Genomic DNA, 18,273 nt, shown 5'->3' with positions numbered 1-18,273 from the left:
GCAGCGACCAACGCTGACAGAGGGCAACCAAGCGGACACCGTGTCGCAGGAGCTCGGCGCTGAACAGGGGCGCTCTGACCTACTCGTTTCCGCCAGAGCACAGGCGTACGGCAAGATGGGGTGTATCTGCCCTCCCTCGGACGCGTCGCACGATGGCCCTGGGGCGGTGCCGCACAGACCCTGATCGATCCAATCTGCCGGACGGTTTCTCTTGGCTGAGTACATCTACACGATGCGCAAGGCGCGCAAGGCGCACGGCGACAAGGTCATCCTCGATGACGTGACGCTGAGCTTCCTGCCCGGCGCAAAGATCGGTGTCGTGGGTCCCAACGGCGCCGGTAAGTCCACGGTGCTGAAGATCATGGCCGGTCTGGAGCAGCCGTCGAACGGTGACGCGTTCCTCTCCCCGGGCTACACCGTCGGCATGCTCCTCCAGGAGCCGCCGCTGGACGAGTCCAAGACCGTGCTGCAGAACGTGCAGGACGGCGCCGCCGAGACCATGGGCAAGCTCCACCGCTTCAACGAGGTCGCCGAGCTCATGGCGACCGACTACTCCGACGCGCTGATGGAGGAGATGGGCAAGCTCCAGGAGGACCTCGACCACGCCAACGCGTGGGACCTGGACACCCAGCTGGAGCAGGCCATGGACGCGCTGGGCTGCCCGCCCGGCGACTGGCCGGTCACCAACCTCTCCGGTGGTGAGCGCCGCCGCGTCGCGCTGTGCAAGCTGCTGCTGGAGGCCCCCGACCTGCTGCTCCTCGACGAGCCCACCAACCACCTGGACGCCGAGTCCGTGCAGTGGCTGGAGCAGCACCTCGCGAAGTACCCCGGCACCGTCGTCGCCGTCACCCACGACCGGTACTTCCTCGACCACGTCGCCCAGTGGATCTGCGAGGTCGACCGCGGCCGCCTGCACGGTTACGAGGGCAACTACTCCAAGTACCTGGAGACCAAGCAGACCCGTCTCAAGGTCGAGGGGCAGAAGGACGCCAAGCGTGCCAAGCGCCTCAAGGAAGAGCTGGAGTGGGTGCGCTCCAACGCCAAGGGGCGGCAGGCCAAGTCCAAGTCGCGACTGGCCCGTTACGAGGAAATGGCCGCCGAGGCCGACAAGATGCGGAAGCTGGACTTCGAGGAGATCCAGATCCCGCCGGGCCCGCGTCTGGGCAATGTCGTCGTCGAGGTCGACAAGCTCAACAAGGCCTTCGGCGAGAAGGTCCTGATCGACAACCTGAGCTTCACGCTGCCGCGCAACGGCATCGTCGGCGTCATCGGCCCGAACGGCGCCGGCAAGACCACGCTGTTCAAGATGCTGCAGGGCCTGGAGACCCCGGACTCCGGCGACATCAAGGTCGGCGAGACCGTCAAGATCTCCTACGTCGACCAGAGCCGCGAGAACATCGACCCCAAGAAGACCCTGTGGGCCGTGGTCTCCGACGAGCTCGACTACATCAACGTCGGCCAGGTCGAGATGCCCTCGCGCGCCTACGTCTCCGCGTTCGGCTTCAAGGGCCCGGACCAGCAGAAGCCCGCCGGGGTGCTCTCCGGCGGTGAGCGCAACCGCCTCAACCTGGCGCTCACCCTCAAGCAGGGCGGCAACCTGCTGCTCCTCGACGAGCCGACCAACGACCTCGACGTGGAGACCCTCTCCTCGCTGGAGAACGCGCTCCTGGAGTTCCCGGGCTGCGCCGTGGTCGTCTCCCACGACCGCTGGTTCCTCGACCGCGTCGCCACGCACATCCTGGCGTACGAGGGCGAGTCCAAGTGGTTCTGGTTCGAGGGCAACTTCGAGTCGTACGAGAAGAACAAGATCGAGCGTCTCGGTGCGGACGCCGCCCGTCCGCACCGCGCCACGTACAAGAAGCTCACCCGGGGCTGACCGCGTGCGACACCTCTACTCCTGCCCCCTGCGCTGGTCGGACATGGACGCGTTCGGCCATGTCAACAACGCGGTGTTCGTCCGCTACCTCGAAGAGGCGCGGATCGACTTCATGCGCCGGCTGGCGCCGGGGGACGGCAGCCCGTCGTTCACGGGCGGCTCGGTCGTCGCCCGGCACGAGATCGACTATGTGCGGCCGCTGGTCCACCGGCCCACCCCGGTGACCGTCGAGTTGTGGGTGACGAAGGTCAGCGCCGCGTCGATGACGGTCGGCTACGAGGTCAAGGACGAGGACACCCTCTACCTGCGGGCCTCGACCGTCGTCGTGCCGTACAACTTCACCGAGGAGCGCCCCCGCCGCCTCACCGCGGAGGAGAAGGCGATCCTCAAGGAGTACCTGGACGACGCGTCGCATCAGGAGAGGGCCGTCGCGGTATGACGACGGCGCTGCACCTTGCCGACGCGGGGGAGGCGGCGGATCTCGCCGCCTTCCTCGCCCGGCTGATCCACTACGACAAGGCCGCCGCGGTACGCCTCCAGGCCGGCGGCGGGGTGCTCGCCGTCTTCGGCCGCCCGCCGTCCTTCGAGGTACTGGCGATCCGTACCGCCCGGCTCGCCGGGGACAGCGTCCTGGACACCACCGTCTCGGCCGGTGAACTCCTCGAAGGCATCGAGGAGTCGGCGGACGCGGTGACCGTGCCCGCCGCGGTCACCGGCCCGCCGTGGACCGGGCTGCTGCCGCCGCGCGGCGGCTGGCAGCGGGTGCCCGGACTGCCCGCACCCGAGGCACTGGTACGGGCGGTGGCCGCCGCGGTGGCCGAATTCCGCGCCCGTGACGAGGCGTTGCCGCCGCAGCACCGCACCCGCAGCGAACGGGACCGCATCGGCCGGGAGATCTGGTCGCGCACCCTCGGTGACACCCATCTTCCGCTGCGCGCCGCCCATGCCGCGCAGTCGCTGGGCTTTCTGCGCCCGGCGCGGGCCGCCGCGCTCGTGGGGGGCGCTACGTCCCCCGGAACCGCCGGACCCGCGCCCCTGCCCCAGCCGCTGAGCCTGCTGTCGGCGGGCGGCTGGCTGCGGTTGAGCACCCCGTACGGGTCGGTCGCGGTACGGACCGGAGGCCCGGCCGGGCTGTCGGGACTCACGGTGACGCCCGCCTGACGAGGCCGTCCGACCGGGCCCGCCCGAGGGCGCTCGCCTGGTCGGGCCTCTCCGATGCGGCGCTTGCCGTGTGCGGACCGGGGGCCCGAGGTGTCTCCGGAAGCGGGCCGATGATGTCCGGAGACCGGGCCGATGATGTCCGGAGACCGGGCCGGTTGTGTCCGGATCCGGCCGGCCCGGTGTGCGGCGTTCCTCAGTCGGCGGCGTTGATCATCGAGGCGGCCGCGTACGTCAGGTAGTTCCACAGCTGCGTCGCGTGCGCCTCGGACAGGTCGAGGGAGTCCACCGCGTCCCGCATGTGGCGCAGCCAGGCGTCATGGGCGGCCCGGTCGACGGTGAAGGGGGCGTGCCGCATCCGCAGCCGGGGGTGACCGCGCCCGTCGCTGTACGTACGGGGGCCGCCCCAGTACTGCATGAGGAAGAGCGCCAGCCGCTCCTCGGCCGGGCCGAGGTCCTCCTCCGGATACATCGGCCGCAGCAGCGGGTCCTCGGCGACTCCCTGGTAGAAGTGGTGCACCAGGCGCCGGAAGGTCTCCTCGCCACCGACCTGTTCGTAGAAGGTCTGCTCCTCGAGCGTGCCGCGTGGAATCTTGTTCACCCGTCCATGGTGGCAGACGTACCGGCCGAGGACTTCGGTCGTAGGACGGAAGGGACGGCGAGGGCCGGAAATGCGGCCGGGGCGTGATCGGCCGATCACGCCCCGGGGTCGCTGTGCGGTCGTCGGACGGTCAGCCGCGGCGGACGGTCAGCGTCGTCCAGGCACCGACATGCACCCGGTCGCCCTCATGGAGCGGCACCGGCACATAGGGCTGGATGGGGTCCTCGGCGAGGTTGACCGTCGTGCCGTTGGTGGAGTTCTGGTCCACCACGGCCCAACTGCCGTCCTGCTGCTGCACCAGCAGCGCGTGCTGGTGCGAGACGCCCGGGTCCTCCGGGGAACTGCCCAGATCGATGTCCGGGGCCTCGCCGGTGCTGTTCCGGCGGCGGCCGACGGCGATCTGGCCGTTGGCGAGCGGGAGCACCTGCTCGGGGGAGTACGAGGGCAGGTTGAGCCCCGCCGCCTCCGGGCCGCTGCGGCCCATCATCGCCATGAAGTACTCGCGGTCCGGCGCGATCGCCACCACCCAGCCGTCGCCGACGACCGGCGGCGGACCCTGCGGCGGCGCAGCGGGGCCCTGGCCGGGACCGCCGTTCCACTGCTGGTCCGGTCCGGGCTGCTGCGGCGGCATCTGCTGCTGCCCGTACGGGCCGGGCTGCTGCTGCTCGAACGGGGCCTGGGGCGGCTGCTGCTGCTCGAACGGCGCCGGCTGCTGCGGCGGGAACGGCGCGGGCTGCTGCTGCTCGTACGGGGCCTGCGGGCCCGGTCCGGGCGGCGCGGGCGCCATCGGCGGGGGGCCGGCCTGGGCGCTCGGCGGATTCAGCGTCCAGTCGTCGCCGCCCTGCTGCGGCGGCGGGCCGGGCTGACCGGACGGGCCGGGGCCGGGCATGCCGGGGGGCGGGCCGGGGTGGCCCGGGAAGCCGCCGGGTGCGGACTGGTCGGGGAAGCCGCCGAGGCCGGGCTGGCCGGGGGGCATGCCGTGCTGCTGCGGGGGCTGGGGCTGCTGCGGCGGCGGGAAGCCGTAGCCGTCCTGGCCGCCCTGCGGGCCGGGTGCGGGCGGCGGGAAGCCGTAACCGCCCTGACCGCCCTGCGGGCCCGGCTGCTGGGCGGGCGGCGGGGCGTAGGACGTCGGGGAGTTGGTCAGGAAGTTGTAGCGGCACCCCTCACAGAAGGGGGCCATCGCCTCACGCGGCGTACCGCACTGCGGGCACGTCTCGGGCTGCCCGGACGGAGCGGGACCGCCCTGGGGGCCCGGTGCGGGCGGCGGGAAGCCGTAGCCGTCCTGGGGGCCGGGGCCGCCCTGCGGGCCGGGTGCGGGCGGGGGGAAGCCGTAGCCGTCCTGGCCACCCTGGGGGCCGGGGCCGCCCTGTGGGCCGGGTGCGGGCGGGGGGAAGCCGTAGCCGTCCTGGCCACCCTGGGGGCCGGGGCCGCCCTGTGGGCCGGGTGCGGGCGGGGGGAAGCCGTAACCGCCCTGACCGCCCTGACCGCCCTGGCTGTCCGGGGCCGCGGGGCCGGGGCCGCCGAAGCCGGGGCCGCCGGGCGGCGGGCCGGGCTGTCCGGGCGGCGGACCGGGCTGACCGGTCGGCTGGCTGGGCGGTGTGTTCAGGAAACCTGCAGGCAGGGAGGGCGGCGGGGGGACAGCGCCCGCCATCCGCTGGCCGCACACCTCGCACCAGTCTTCGGCCACCGACTGGTGGCCGCTCGGGCAGGTCGGCATGTCGGTTCTTCCCCCTCCGTACCGATTTGCTTCGGTGGTACTGCTCGGTACTGATCGTGGCTATTTCTTCACGCGAACGGTTTTCGTCGAGCGCGTCTCGAGAGTCATCTCGTCCGCTTCGGCGACCTTCGCCTTCAGTCGCACAGTACCGGTCGCCGCATCGACGACGTCCACCACCTTCGCAAGCAGTTTCGCAGTCCCGTCGTTCCCCGAGGCGCCGGCCAGCTGTACCGCGCGGCCCAGTTTTGCGAGGGCGCAGTCGATATCGCCGGACTTACGGGCATCAAGTCCCTGTTGGATGACATGGGACAGTTCCGCCTGTCCTGTGTAGTGCGCGACCTGCGGATCGATCGATGTGGAAGCGGCCACATCGTCCGTCCACACGGCCCGTACGAGCCCCTGTGACAGGGGGCGCGGCGGGCCGACGGACGAGGGGAGGGCGTCCGGCGCGGAGGTGATCAACGAGACCCGGCCGGCGAGCATTTCCTGGCCGACGGCGGCGGCCGGGACCCGCAGGCAGAGGTGGTAGTCGCGGGACTCGTCGCCCCAGGAGCCGGTCGGATAGTCGCCCGACCGCGGACCGGAGTCCCTGCGCCGGCCGGTCAAGTCCTCCACGGTGGGCGCCACTTGCCTGACGAAGACGGTCTCGGCGCCCAGCGGGGTCCACAGCCGCAGGGCGACATCGGCGATCTCCTTGCCCATCGCCTTCTCCGTCAGCCGGGTGAAATCGGCGGCGAGGCCGGCCGGATCGGCGACGATATCGGCCGTGCCGAGCAGCGCCGAGGCGATGCCGGTGACCTCCTTGACCTCCCAGTCCGTGCCGACACCGCGGGCGTCGCAGGTGAACACGCCGCAGCAGGCGTCCAGGGCGGCACGCAGATCCTCGGGCGACTCGTGCTCGTTGCGGCCGTCGGTGAGCAGGAGGGCATGCCGGAAGCCGGCCTCGGCGGACGAGAGCAGCCGGCCGGTCAGCCGCAGCCAGGTCCCGATGGCGGTGCCGCCGCCCGCGCTCAGCCTCCGCAGCGCCTCCTTGGCCCGCGCGCGGGTGGCCGCACCGGCCACGGCCAGCCGGCCGCCGCCGGGGAAGATCTCGGCGGCCCGATGGGTTCCGGCCACCACCGCGAAGCCGACACCGTCACGCAGGGTGTCGATGGCGGCGGCCGTCGCCTCGCGGGCGCCCCGCATCTTCGCCGCCGGACGGTCCATCGACCCGGAGCAGTCCACCATGATCACCACGCCGGCGTCCGGCCCTCCGGTGCCCGCCGAGAAGACCGGACGGCCCCCGGTCGTGCCGCCCCCGGTCGCGGTGACCGTGACGATGGCGTGCACCTCGCGCCCGCCCTCGGGCAGGTAGGGGTTCTGGTACACCTCGGCGGAGAAACGCGGCACACGGGACTTGGTGAAGTTGGCCATCCGTTCCGCTCCTTGGGACGCCGTAACCGGTCGATCGGGCCGTGTTGCGTCGTACGTGGTGCGTGGTGCGGGACACGTGGTGCGGGGTGCGTTTCGTCCCTCGGGCCGGAGGTGTCGTACGGGGCGTGGCGCGCGCCGTCCCCCGGACGGGGCGCGCCGTACCTCGCAGGGGGCGCCCCGTGCGAGGTACGGCGCGCCCACCGGCGTCCGACGCGTTCGGTCGTGGGGTGGTCAGGCCGATTCTGCCCGCACCGCGGGTGCGGGGAACGGCACCAGTGCCACCGTTACGTTGTCGTGCCCGCCACCGTCGAGGGCGTGGGTGACCAGGGTGCGGGCGCTGTTCAGGGGGCTGCTGGGCGCGTCGTACGGCAGCGCCGCGGCCATCTGCTCCGCGGACTCCGCGTAGTTCCACAGCCCGTCGGTGCACACCACCACGACCCCGGGCCCGTCCGGCTTGAACGTGGTGGTGTGCGGCTCGACCTCGTAGGCATCCGCACCGAGCCAGCCCGTGATGGCGTGCGCACGCTCGTCGGCGTTCGCCTCGGCCTCGGACATCAGGTTGTTGGCGACCATCTGGGCGGCCCAGGAGTCGTCCTCGGTGAGCCGGGCGGGCGGCGCCGAGCGGTCGTCGGGGATCCAGTAGGCGCGGCTGTCGCCGACCCAGCCGACGGTCAGCAGTCCGCCGCCGACCACCGCACCGACGAAGGTGCAGGCCGGGGCGTTCTGCCGAGGGTGCTCGTCCGGTGCCGGGGAGGGGGCGTCGGCCAGTGCGTCGACCGCCGACGAGGCCGCCAGGATGGCCTCGTGCATGGCCTGTTGCGGATGCGTGCCGCGCGGCAGCGACGCCTGCAGTGCCTCGCCGGCGGCCTCGGACGCCGCCGTGGAGGCCTCGTCCGGGCGGGTCGCCGAGGAGACGCCGTCGCAGACCACCGCGACCACGGCGGGCGAGCCGTCCGGCAGCGCGACGGCGCGCAGCGCGAAGAAGTCCTCGTTGCGGTGGTGCCGGTGGCCCCGGTCGCTGACCGCCGCGACGCCCGCCAACTCGCGCTCCATGTGATCGCGTTCGCGGGGCCGGGCGTGGCCGCAGTGCTCGCAGTAGCCGTCCGGCCCCACCGGGCCGGACCGGCAGACCGCACAGCGGGCGGTGCCGTCGGCGGGGGTGGCGGACGGGGCATCGGAGGCGACGGGTGTGCCGGACGGCGCGACGGGCGTACCGGGTTCCGTCTCCGGGGCGGCGGCCGAGCCGGGCGCGCCCCGTTCCGCGGCCGGGGCGCCGGACGTCGCGGCGGCCGCGTCGGCGACCACCTCGTATCCGGCGACGCGCGGGTCGGGGGACGGGGGCGTGGCGGCCGCCGGTGCCGGGGCGGGCACCGTGGGCGCATGGCCGGGCATCGGCGGGACGTGGCCGGACACCGGCGGCGCGCCCGCGTCCCCGTACGGGAGACGGGCCTGCGGGTTCGGAGGCGGCGGCCCGGCCGGAGCGGGCGGCCCGGGGGGCGCCGGCGGCACGGGCGGCGGGGGCGGTACGGCGGCGCCGTACGCCGGCGGCGCGGCGGGCGCCGGCAGATCGACGCCGCACCGCCCGCAGAAGTTGTCTCCCGCATCCAGCGGTTCGTCACAGCCCGGACACCGGGACGGCCCAGTCACACCCATGTCACACCCACGTCCTGGGGCGGAAGCGGTTGGCCCGTTCCACCAGTTCGATCCTTTTCTCACCACGCTGTGCCAGCCGTGCCAGCAGCCGGTACGACCGCTCCAGGCCGAACCGCAGACCGCGCTCGTCCAGCGGGCTGCCGAGCAGCGACGGCCGCTCGTCCACGCCCGCCGTGCCGTCCGGCCCGGCACCGTGGCTACCGGAGAGTACCCAGTCCAGGGCGCTGCCCAGTACTTCGGTGGTGAGTTGTTCCCTTCGTTCGGCGTCCAGACCGAAGTCCTCGAGCGCCTCGACCTGTTCGGCGGCCGCCCGCAGATCCGCCGACAGCGGATCGTGCGGCGGCCGTTCCCGCAGCCGGGCGCGGACCGCCGCGATCCGCGCCGCGATGTAGTGGATGGACGACTCCGGGACGGACTCCAGTGCCTCGACCGCGCCCCGGCGGTCGCCCGCCGCCAGCCGCACCCGCGCCAGCCCGAACGCCGCGCTGACATAGCTGCGGTCGGTCGCCCACACCAGGCGGTAGTACTCCACGGCGTTGTCCAACTGCCCCAGCAGCTCGGCGCAGATCCCCAGCGCCAGCTTCGGCGCCGGCTCGCCGGGGAAGGCGTCGTAGACCGCGTCGAACGCCAGCGCGGCGCTCTCGCGGTCGCCGGTCCACAGCGAGACCAGGCCGCGATGCCACACCACCCGCCAGTCCGCGCCCCAGGTGCCGGGCTCGTCGCCGCCCCGCCGCGCGGCGGCCCACGGCTCCGCGGGCTCCGCCGCGATCTCCTCCAGCGCCTGCCGCGCCGCCGCGCCGTCACCCGTCTCCAGGAGGGCGCGCAGTGCCCGCAGCCGGACCTCCAGGGAGTCGGCCGGCGCCGAACGCAGGGCGCCCAGCAGCTCGGCGGGCGGGGCGGCCAGCAGCCCGGCCAGCAGTCCGGCGTGGGGATCACCGGGATCGACCCGCGGCACCGGGAGCGCCAGGGCGGCGCCGGCGACGTCCAGGGGGCGCAGCGCGGGGCCACCGGACACCGGCTCCTCCCGGCGCGCCGCTCCCCGTGCGCCCAGCCGCGAACTGTCGCCCTCCGCCGGGGCCGTCAGCTCCGTGTCGACCACCCGGAGTTCGGGCCCGAACAGCGGGGACAGCGCGGGCCGCGGCTCGCCCGACTGGAGCGCCACCACCTCCCGCAGGACGCCCGTCAGCTGCTCGGCCATCTCCTCCGCCGAGGCGAATCGGCGCACCCGGTCCGGGTCCGTGGCGCGCACCAGCAGCCGGTAGAACGACTCGTAGGCGCGGAACACCTCGATGTGGTCCGGATCGGGCAGCGAGTCGGCGAAGACGTTCGTATAGCCCTGGAAGTCGAAGGTGAGGACCGCGAGGGTGCGCGCGACGGTGTAGAGGTCGGAGGAGACGGACGGGCCCAGCGCGGCGATCTCGGGTGCCTGGTAGCCGATCGTGCCGTATATCGGGCTCTCGTGGTCGTCCATCCTGCGCACCGCGCCCATGTCGATCAGCTTGAGCCGGTCGTGCTGCTGGATGGCGTTGTCGACCTTGAAGTCGCAGTAGAGGTAGCCGCGGCGGTGCAGATGGCCGAGCGCCTCCAGCGCCTCGATGCCGTACGCACAGGCCTGTTCGACCGGCAGCGGATCGCGCCTGCCCTGGGGCGTGCGCCGGTCGTTGGCGAGTTCCTTGAGCGATTTGCCGCCGACGTACTCCATGACGATGTAGCCGTCGAGGCTGCCCGTCGCCCGGTCGAGGTGCTCCACGAAGTTGTAGATCCGCACGATGTTGGCGTGCTCGATCTCGGCGAGGAAGCGCCGCTCGGACATCGCCACCGCCAGCGCCTCCTCGTCGCCGGTGTCCAGCAGCCCCTTGAGCACCACCCACCGGTCGGAGACCGCATGGTCCGTCGCCAGATAGATCCAGCCGAGCCCGCCGTGCGCCAGGCAGCCCACGACCTCGTACTGGCCGTGCACCATGTCGCCGGGCCGCAGCTTGGGCACGAAGCTGTACGGGTGACCGCACTTGGTGCAGAAGCCTTCCGTACGGCCCGGCTCCTCGCCCCGCGCCCGGCCCACCGGAGCGCCGCAGTCCGCGCGGCTGCAGAACCGCTTCCGCTCCGGGACCTCCGGATGCTCCAGCACCGCCGTACGAGGATCGGGCCGCGGCACCTCCGGCACCGCCACCAGCCCCGCGCCCAGCCGTCCCCGTGCCGCCCCGGACGACGAGCCGCTGCCCGCCCCGCGCACCGACACCGCCGAGATCCCGCGGGTCGCAGCCCCGCCGGACACCGCGCGCGACAACCGCCCGGACACCGAGCGCCGCGACGTCGACGAACGGGCGGAGGGCGCGCTGTTGCCGGAAGCGGGGGCCGGGGAGGGGACCGTCAGCAAGGCCCCCGCCGCCTCGCGGTCCGCCCGTGCCCTCTCCGCCGTGTCGTCCGCGAGCGCCCGGCCCGTCAGGCCCGTGGGCGGCGAGGAGACCAGACCGTCCGGCGAGACCACCGGTGCCAGTCCGCACAGGTCGCAGTACAGCTCACCGCCGCCGACATCCTCGTAGCTGCCCGCGCACTCCCGCCGCTGGCAGCGCTCGTCGGCCCGCTCCGTCACGAATCCCCCCTGCCCTCCAGCTGCTGCGGGACCAACGCCTCCGCGGCCGCCCGCTGATAGCGCCACACCGCCTGCTCGGCTGCCCGCAGATCGCACGGCGCACTCCACAGCATCCGCCGCGCCACGTCGTACCGCTCCGTCAGCAGCGAATCCTCCGCCAAACCGTGACGCGAGACCTTCGCCCGGTACGCGTCCAGCCGGCTGCGCAGCTCGGCCCGCACCGCCAGCGGCGCGGTCACCGCCGTCAACGACTCGCGGGCCCGCAGGAGTTCGTCCTCCGCCCGCTCCTCCAGGCTGTCCAGCAGCGGCGAGAGCCGGTGCCACTGCGCCCGTCTGCGGTAGTCGGCGGCCGCCGCCAACTGCTCGTGCAGCGCCGTCGACGGGCCGCTGACCGCCGGCACCTCCGACGCGGCGATCTTCGCGAGCACCTCGCCACGGGCCTGCCGCGCCTCGGTCAGTGTGCGGTCCGCCCGCGACAGCACGTCACGCAGCTGCATCAGCCGCCGCTCCGCGTCCTGCCGCACATCCAGCACCGCCGCCACCTCGCGCCGGATGTCCTCCAGCGCACGGGCCGCCCGGTCGTAGCGGGCGGTGTCCGGGCGGCCCCCGCCCGGCGCCGAACTCCCGGTCGACGACGACACCCAGAACGCCAGCGGATCCGCGATCACCCGGGCCCGCAGCCGCACCAGCTCGTCCGTGATCCGCTCCAGGTCGTCGCCCGCCGGATGCTCACCGGGGCGCACGCCCACCGGGTGCGCCAGCGAACGCGTCCGCTGCAACTCGGCCGACAGCAGGTCTATCCGGGCCGGCAGCGTCGACCAGACGGCATCGGCGGCCACGATGACATCCAGCGACCGCGCGTAGAGCCCGTTCATCCGCTCGACGAGCCCCTCCAGACTGAACCGCTCGCCCAGCGGGGCCGGACCGTCCTCCGCGCCGTCGGCGGCGGCACCCGGCACCGTCACCCCGTCGCCGTGCAGCAGCTCCGTCAGCTCCGCCAGATCCTCCGGCGACGGCCAGCGCCGCCGCTCGCGCAGCTCGCGCACCGACTCCAACGCCGCCGTATACGCGTCGAACAGCGTCCACAGGACCGTGATGGAGCGCTCCGCCTCGGCCCAGCGCTCCTTGGTGATGCCGGACAGACCGGCGCCCTCCAGCAGCCGGCGCCCCGCGTGGTCCTGCAACGCGAGCAGCGACGTCTCGATCGCCTCGTACTCGGCACCGAGCCGCGCCAGGGCGCGGTCCACCTCCTCCCGGCCCAGCACCGGGGCATCGGGCCTCCCCGGAGAACCGGGGAAGGGTCCAGGGACCCCCATCGATCACCTCTCCAATACGCGTACGGTGCACGGCGTTTGCTGCGGCCACCCGGCCGCCGAGGTCGGCTCCTCCCACGTCCTCTTCCATAGTGACGGCATCCGGCCCTCCCGGGGCGTTCGGCGGCGGTAGTCCGCTCCTTGGAGCGATCAGTCGCTGTACTGCGGCGAAGGCGGCCCCGATATGCCCGGCAGATCGGCCTTCAGCCACGTGCGGTAGGCACGCATCCAGGGGCTGTCCGCCCCGCCGCCCCGGTAGTCGTCCAGGACCTTGTTCACCCGCCGCACCAGATCCGGGTCGTCCTTGTTCATCGCCACGCCGTACGACTCGTCCGTGAACGGCTCGCCCTTGAGCTCCACCGTCGGATCCTGGGCCGCCTGCGCCGCCGCCAGCGCACTGTCCGTGACCACCGCGTCCGCCCGGCCCAGCTGCAGCCGCACCAGACAGTCGAGTTGATTGGGCACCGTCAGCACCTTCGCGCCGTGCGCCCGTGCCATCAGCTCGGACTCGCCCGTCGAACCCGCCGCCGTGCACACCCGCTTGCCCCGCAGTGAATCGTCGAACGCCGTGATCTTCGAGGCGACCGGGGCCAGCACCTGCTGCCCCGCCTGGAAATACGAGGTCGAGAACGCCACCTGCTGCTTGCGCGCACAGTTGATCGTCATCGTCCGCACCACCATGTCGACCGCGCGCTTGCGCAGCGCCGGAATCCGCTGGTTGGTCGGCACCGCCTTGAAGACCACATGCGGATGCGGCCCCAGGATGTCCACGGCTATCGCCCGCGCCAGATCGATGTCGAAACCCTCCAGGGAGCCGGTGGCCGGATCGCGATACCCCCACCGGTAGGTGTTCTGGTCCACCCCGACGACCAGCTGGCCCTTCTCCTTGATCCGGGTCACCGCCGCCCCGTCCTCCGACGAGGGGCGCAGGCTCTCCGCGGCGTTCCGCGCCGTGCACGGCGCGACGGCCGGAGCGGCCGGCGCCGCCCCCGGGCCGTACGCCCGGTGCGTCGCCGCGGGCGAGGAGACACGGCCGCCGCCGTGCCCGCCCCGCTCGGCGTCGCCGCCCAGCGCCGGCACCAGTACGGCGGCCGCCGCGGCCATCACGCACATTCCGGACGCGACCGGCGCCAGGACGGCACGCAGATTCACCAGGCCTCGCGCCCGCACCCTCATACCCCTCCCACCAGGCCTCCTCACCGGTACTCCGCCAGCCTGCGGCCGATCCCCAGCACCGCGCCCACCGCCCCCGCCGCCGCCAGCACCCCGGCCCCCACCGCGAGCCCGCCCAGCGCCCTGCGCCCGGCGTCCGCCGCCGACCGGAACTCCGCCTGTTCGTGCACCAGCGCCCGCTGCAGCCCGGCGGCCACCCGGTCGAAGGACTCCCCGGTGGACCCCTCCGCGCCGATCACCTTGGCCAGCGCCCGCTCGTAATCGCCCGTCTCGTCCGCCGCCCGCGCCTCGCCGTGCCGCACCTGCCACTGCCGCACCTGCGTCAGCGCCTCGCGCACCGGACGCCGTCCCGCCTCGTCGTCCGCCAGCGCCAGCGCCGCGCCCAGCCTGCTCCTCGCCGACGCATCCCCGTGCCCGCTCCCGCCCACCAGATCCGCCATCCCGGAGCGGAAACCGGCCTCGTAGAAATCCTGCTGGCCGCCGGTCAGCACCGCACCGCGCGCCACCAGCGTCAGATTCTCGTCCCCGCGCGCCTGCAGCGCGTCGATCCGCGCCTCGTTGAGCACCCGCAGCGACCGGGCGCCGTGCTCGTACGAACCGGTCAGCCCGGTACGCGCCACCGTATGCCCCGCCACCAGCCACACCAACACCACGGCGGACGCCGCCGTCGCCGCCAGCAGGCCCCTGTTGAACACCCGGTTGGTGCGCCGGTGGTGCCGCCGCTGCGCCCACCCCAGCGCACCGATCGCCACCACCCCCGCCGCCATCGCGGACCACGGCCATGCCTCGGCCGCGCCGTAGTCCGCCGCCAGCCGGTCCGTCTCCGCGTCGTACAACGCCCGTGCGGCGGGGAGGAGTTCCGTCCGCATCCGCTCATTGGCGTACCGCAGATACGCGCCGCCCAGCGGCAGCCCCTGCCGGTTGTTCGCCCGCGCCGTCTCCACCAGCCCCGTATAGCGCGGCAGCCCGCTGTTGAGCTTCGCTATCTGCGCGCCCGCCCCGTCCGAACCGCTGCTGTTGGCCGCCGCCTTGACCAGCAACGCGGACGCCGTGGAGATATCGGCGGCGTACCGGTCGCGGATCGCCCCGCTCTCCTTCTCGCCGGCCAGGAAGCCTGCCGCGGCCGTCGTATCGGCGTCCGCCAGCGAGCGGTAGATGCTCGCCGCGTCCGCGGTCAGCGGCTGGCTGTGCTCCACCACGTCGTCCGCGGCCGCCGCCCGGTCCGTGACCTGCCAGGCCGTGACGGCGCCGAACAGCACCATCAGCAGGGCGAGTACGGCACCGATCACCCGCAGCCGGCCCGGCTCGGTCCGCGCCGCGGCACGCAGCTCGTCCAGCCCCTCGGCCCAGGCCGTCCTGCGCCCCGGGGCGGGCGGTGACACGCTGGTGATCGACACGGAACCTCCCCTGGGGCGCTGACTTCGGGACCGGCCCCGCACGGCGCCCGGGAGCGCTCACGCGAAGGACTGGTGCATGGGCAGCAGTATGTCCGTAGCCGCTGACACACACACCACAATTGCCCCGATCTTGTTCGGATCGCGATCCGGCGGGGCCCGCCGCGCGACCGGGGCCCGCACCAGGGGGTGTCGTTCGGATCGTGCCAGGCCCCGCGAGCCCGCCATGATCCGAACGACACCCCCTAGAGTTGGCGGCAAGTCGTCAGACATCAGGTGAGGCCGGAGCCCGGTCACCGCGCCCGAGGGGGAGTGAGCTCGTGCAGTCGGTCCGCAAGGGCAGGGTGTCGCTCGTGGAGACCGCGACCGACGAGATCCGCGCGCAGATCGTGAGCGGCGCCTGGCCGGTGGGCAGCCGCATCCCGCCCGAGAGCGCGCTCTCCGAAACCCTCGGCGTCAGCCGCGCCTCGGTCCGCGAGGCCGTCCGGTCCCTGGTGCACTCCGGCCTCCTGGAGCCCCGGCAGGGCGACGGCACCTTCGTGATCTCCGACGACGACAGTGCGGTCGCCCTGCGCCGCCGCCTCGAACGCGCCGAGCTCAGCCATGTCACCCAGGTCCGCCAGGGCCTCGACGTGGTCGCCGCCCGCCAGGCCGCCAAACACCGGACCGACGCCCAGCTCGCCGGGATCGAGGCCGCGCTGGCCCGCCGGAGGGCGGCCCTCGCCGCGCAGGACGACGAGGCGTTCACCGCCGCCGACGCGGAGTTCCACGTCCTGGTCGCCGAGGCGAGCGACAACCCCGTCCTCGCCGACATCTACCGCTCCCTGAGCGCCGCCCTCCGCGAGGAACTCCGCCGCGCCGCCTGCCTGGACACCGCCACCGCCGCTCCCGACGACCCCCACTCCCGCCTCACCGACGCCATCCGCGCCCGCAACCCCCAGGCCGCCGTGGACGCCGCGGTCCTCCTCCTCGCCGGGCACGTACGGGATCTGGCGCTTCCGGGGGAGGACTGAGGGCCGGGGGCCGGCCGGGGGCTCCCGGGAGGCCCGGCCGGCGCGCCCGCGCCCGCCCTCCCGGTCCCGCCCCCTACCCCCAAGCCCCCCTCAAGCGCGCATAGGCCCCCGCCTCCGCCCCCGCCCGGTCCAAGGTGTCCAGGGCCGCGCCCAATACGGGCGGGGCGGTCACCACCTGGGGGACCGCCTTGGGCGCGCGCTCCGCGAGGAGGCGGGTGATCCGGTCGTGGAGGAGCGGGTGCCGGGCGGCCAGGACCCCGCCGCCCAGGACCACGGGGGCCGTTTCGCCGAGGAGGCCGAGACGCTCCAGGGCGACGGTCGCCAGGAGGGCGATCTCCTCCGCCTGGCGGGCCACGATGGCGCGGGCGACCGGGTCGCCGGACTCCGCGACGGTGAAGAGGAGCGGCGTCAGTTCATGGCGGCGGTGGCCGGGCAGGGACCGCAGGTGCAGTGCCTCGATCAGTTCCCGCATGGTGGTCAGGCCGAAGTGCGCGGGCAGGGCCGTGGCCAGCCGGGTCGGTGCGCCGCGGCCGTCCTCGGCGCGGGCCGCGCACCACAGCGCCTCGTCGGCGAGGAACGCCCCGCCGCCCCAGTCCCCGGAGAGCCGGCCGAGGGCGGGGAAGCGCGCGGTGGCCCCCGCACGGCCGGTCCCCGCGCAGTTGATGCCCGCCCCGCACACCACGGCGACGCCCACCCGCTCCCCGTCGTCCGGCAGCCCGGCCCGCAGCAGCGCGAAGGTGTCGTTGCGGACGCTCACCGTCCGCGCCCACCCCCGGCCCGCCGTCTCGGCGGTGAGACCGGCCTCCTCCACGGGGAGATCGGCGTTGGCGAGGAAGGCGGAGAGGTGGTCGACGGGGCCGGTGTGCCCGGCCCGGGCCAGGGCCGAGTGCACCAGCGGCGCCAGGGCGTCGACCGCCCGGCCGACGCCCACCACCGGCGGCTGGAAACCGCCGCCGCGCGCCGTGCCGAGGAGCCTGCCGTCCGCGGCCACCAGCGCCACGTCGGTCTTGCTGTTGCCCGCGTCGATGGCGAGCGCCGTGCCGGTCAGGCCCACGTGAGGTGCTCCCGGTTGTGCGCGAGCAGCTCGTCGGTGAGCCGGTCCGCGTGGTCGGTCTGGCCGATGAGCGGGTGGGCGAGGAGGGCGGAGAAGACGGCATCGCGCCCGCCGGACCGGTCGGCGTTCCGGCCGTCCCTGCCCCACAGCGCGGCCTCCAGGGCGAGGTGTTCGTAGGCGGTGACGTGCGCGACCAGCCCGGCGTACAGCGGTTCGAGGGGGCGTACGGGGAGGGGCGTGGCGCCCGTCGAGTCCACGGTCGCGGGCACCTCGATCACCGCGTCGTCGGGCAGGAACGGCAGGGTGCCGCGGTTGAGCGTGTTGACGACCTGGGTGTCCCCGACGTCCCGCAGGAGGGACGAGGTGAGCGCCACCGCGGCCTCGGAGTAGAAGGCGCCGCCGCGCCGGGACAGCAGCTCCGGCTTCTCGTCGAGCGCCGGATCGCCGTACATCTCCAGGAGCTGTCGCTCGATGGCGGCGACCTCCGCCGCGCGGGAGGGTGTGCCGCGCAGCTCCCGTACGACCGCGTCGTGTTGGTAGTAGTAGCGCAGATAGTAGGAGGGGACGACGCCGAGGCGGTCGAGGAGCGGGCGGGGCATGCGCAGGTGGCCGGCGAGGGTGTCACCGTGTTCCGCCAGCAGCCGGGGGAGGACGTCCTCGCCCCCGACGCGTACCGCCCGCTCCCAGGTGAGGTGGTTGAGGCCGATGTGCTCCAGCTCGACCTCGCCGGGGGAGACCCCCAGCAGCGCGGCGAACTTGCGCTGGAAGCCGATGGCGACGTTGCACAGCCCGACGGCCCGGTGGCCGTGGGCGAGCAGCGCCCGGGTGACGATGCCGACGGGGTTGGTGAAGTCGACGATCCAGCCTCCGGGGTTGCGGCGGCGCACCCGCTCGGCGATGTCCAGGACGACGGGGACCGTGCGCAGCGCCTTGGCGAGGCCGCCGGCGCCGGTGGTCTCCTGGCCGACGCAGCCGCACTCCAGGGGCCAGGTCTCGTCCTGTTGGCGGGCGGCCTGGCCGCCGATGCGCAGTTGCAGCAGTACGGCGTCCGCGCCGTCGACGCCCGCGTCCAGGTCGGAGGTCCAGGAGATCCGGCCCGGGTGCCCCTGCTTGGCGAAGATCCGCCGGGCCAGACCGCCCACCAGCTCCAGCCGGTCCGCCGCCGGGTCGACGAGGACGAGTTCCGCCAGCGGCAGGACGTCCCGCAGGCGCGCGAAGCCGTCGACGAGTTCGGGGGTGTAGGTCGAGCCGCCGCCGACCACGGCGAGCTTGACGCGGGGGTGCGGGGTGGCTCCCTGGGGAGACGGCATGCAGG

The 18,273-nt window shown here is 73.9% G+C and carries 14 protein-coding genes; 4 read left to right on the top strand and 10 right to left on the bottom strand.

Features of this window, described 5'->3' with window-relative positions; all coding sequences use genetic code 11:
- Positions 1-211 precede the first annotated feature (211 nt).
- Genes ettA through Scani_RS30015 form a run of 3 tightly spaced genes read left to right on the top strand, consistent with a single transcriptional unit; the run spans position 212 to position 3,037 of the window.
- Entirely contained in the window at positions 212-1,876 is a 1,665-nt protein-coding gene (gene ettA / locus Scani_RS30025; protein ID WP_159480914.1) for an energy-dependent translational throttle protein EttA, read from the top strand.
- A gap of 4 nt (positions 1,877-1,880) precedes the next feature.
- Entirely contained in the window at positions 1,881-2,315 is a 435-nt protein-coding gene (locus Scani_RS30020) for an acyl-CoA thioesterase (protein WP_159480913.1), read from the top strand.
- Positions 2,312-3,037: a DUF8010 domain-containing protein gene (locus Scani_RS30015; RefSeq protein ID WP_159480912.1), complete on the top strand. Its 726-nt coding sequence runs from the start codon at positions 2,312-2,314 to the stop codon at positions 3,035-3,037. Before Scani_RS30020 ends, Scani_RS30015 begins: the two co-directional genes overlap by 4 nt.
- Positions 3,038-3,230: 193 nt before the next feature.
- On the opposite strand, the gene Scani_RS30010 is transcribed toward Scani_RS30015, so the two are convergent.
- From Scani_RS30010 to Scani_RS29975, 8 genes are all read right to left on the bottom strand, one after another.
- Positions 3,231-3,635 (bottom strand): globin, encoded by a 405-nt coding sequence (locus Scani_RS30010; protein ID WP_159480911.1) that lies wholly within the window; start codon positions 3,633-3,635, stop codon positions 3,231-3,233.
- A gap of 130 nt (positions 3,636-3,765) precedes the next feature.
- Entirely contained in the window at positions 3,766-5,352 is a 1,587-nt protein-coding gene (locus tag Scani_RS30005) for an FHA domain-containing protein (protein WP_167538159.1), read from the bottom strand.
- A 60-nt stretch (positions 5,353-5,412) separates the two neighbouring features.
- Entirely contained in the window at positions 5,413-6,765 is a 1,353-nt protein-coding gene (locus Scani_RS30000) for a vWA domain-containing protein (RefSeq protein WP_159480910.1), read from the bottom strand.
- 231 nt (positions 6,766-6,996) lie between these two features.
- On the bottom strand, positions 6,997-8,418 hold the full coding sequence (locus Scani_RS29995) for a PP2C family protein-serine/threonine phosphatase (protein WP_159480909.1): 1,422 nt from the start codon (positions 8,416-8,418) through the stop codon (positions 6,997-6,999).
- A gap of 1 nt (position 8,419) precedes the next feature.
- Positions 8,420-11,011: a serine/threonine-protein kinase gene (locus Scani_RS29990; protein WP_159480908.1), complete on the bottom strand. Its 2,592-nt coding sequence runs from the start codon at positions 11,009-11,011 to the stop codon at positions 8,420-8,422.
- On the bottom strand, positions 11,008-12,327 hold the full coding sequence (locus Scani_RS29985) for a coiled-coil domain-containing protein (RefSeq protein WP_159480907.1): 1,320 nt from the start codon (positions 12,325-12,327) through the stop codon (positions 11,008-11,010). The genes Scani_RS29990 and Scani_RS29985 overlap by 4 nt, the downstream gene beginning before the upstream one ends.
- A gap of 147 nt (positions 12,328-12,474) precedes the next feature.
- Positions 12,475-13,500: a glutamate ABC transporter substrate-binding protein gene (locus tag Scani_RS29980; RefSeq protein WP_159480906.1), complete on the bottom strand. Its 1,026-nt coding sequence runs from the start codon at positions 13,498-13,500 to the stop codon at positions 12,475-12,477.
- A 20-nt stretch (positions 13,501-13,520) separates the two neighbouring features.
- Positions 13,521-14,894, bottom strand: a complete 1,374-nt coding sequence (locus tag Scani_RS29975; RefSeq protein WP_159480905.1) for a GlnX family signal transduction membrane protein — start codon at positions 14,892-14,894, stop codon at positions 13,521-13,523.
- A 317-nt stretch (positions 14,895-15,211) separates the two neighbouring features.
- Here Scani_RS29975 and Scani_RS29970 point away from each other — a divergent pair, with 317 nt between their 5' ends.
- Entirely contained in the window at positions 15,212-15,904 is a 693-nt protein-coding gene (locus tag Scani_RS29970) for a FadR/GntR family transcriptional regulator (RefSeq protein ID WP_159480904.1), read from the top strand.
- Positions 15,905-15,977: 73 nt separating this feature from the next.
- Here Scani_RS29970 and Scani_RS29965 read toward each other — a convergent pair whose 3' ends face one another.
- Positions 15,978-16,958 carry an N-acetylglucosamine kinase gene (locus Scani_RS29965; protein ID WP_159480903.1) on the bottom strand — a complete coding sequence of 327 codons (981 nt, stop codon included), beginning with the start codon at positions 16,956-16,958 and terminating at the stop codon, positions 15,978-15,980.
- Positions 16,949-18,268 (bottom strand): 6-phospho-beta-glucosidase, encoded by a 1,320-nt coding sequence (locus Scani_RS29960; protein ID WP_159480902.1) that lies wholly within the window; start codon positions 18,266-18,268, stop codon positions 16,949-16,951. The genes Scani_RS29965 and Scani_RS29960 overlap by 10 nt, the downstream gene beginning before the upstream one ends.
- Positions 18,269-18,273 lie beyond the last annotated feature (5 nt).

Source organism: Streptomyces caniferus, from assembly GCF_009811555.1.
GTDB classification, from domain to species: Bacteria; Actinomycetota; Actinomycetes; order Streptomycetales; family Streptomycetaceae; genus Streptomyces; species Streptomyces caniferus.
The sequence above is the reverse complement of the archived record's forward strand: the minus strand, read 5'-3'. Positions and strand labels throughout refer to the sequence as shown.

What these genes read in the sequence shown, in the direction of transcription:
- Scani_RS30000 (WP_159480910.1), bottom strand. Translation starts at nt 6,765, where the DNA reads ATGGCCAACTTCACCAAGTCCCGTGTGCCGCGTTTCTCCGCCGAGGTG.
- Scani_RS29985 (WP_159480907.1), bottom strand. Translation starts at nt 12,327, where the DNA reads ATGGGGGTCCCTGGACCCTTCCCCGGTTCTCCGGGGAGGCCCGATGCC.
- Scani_RS30015 (WP_159480912.1), top strand. Translation starts at nt 2,312, where the DNA reads ATGACGACGGCGCTGCACCTTGCCGACGCGGGGGAGGCGGCGGATCTC.
- Scani_RS30005 (WP_167538159.1), bottom strand. Translation starts at nt 5,352, where the DNA reads ATGCCGACCTGCCCGAGCGGCCACCAGTCGGTGGCCGAAGACTGGTGC.
- Scani_RS29980 (WP_159480906.1), bottom strand. Translation starts at nt 13,500, where the DNA reads ATGAGGGTGCGGGCGCGAGGCCTGGTGAATCTGCGTGCCGTCCTGGCG.
- Scani_RS29960 (WP_159480902.1), bottom strand. Translation starts at nt 18,268, where the DNA reads ATGCCGTCTCCCCAGGGAGCCACCCCGCACCCCCGCGTCAAGCTCGCC.
- Scani_RS29995 (WP_159480909.1), bottom strand. Translation starts at nt 8,418, where the DNA reads ATGGGTGTGACTGGGCCGTCCCGGTGTCCGGGCTGTGACGAACCGCTG.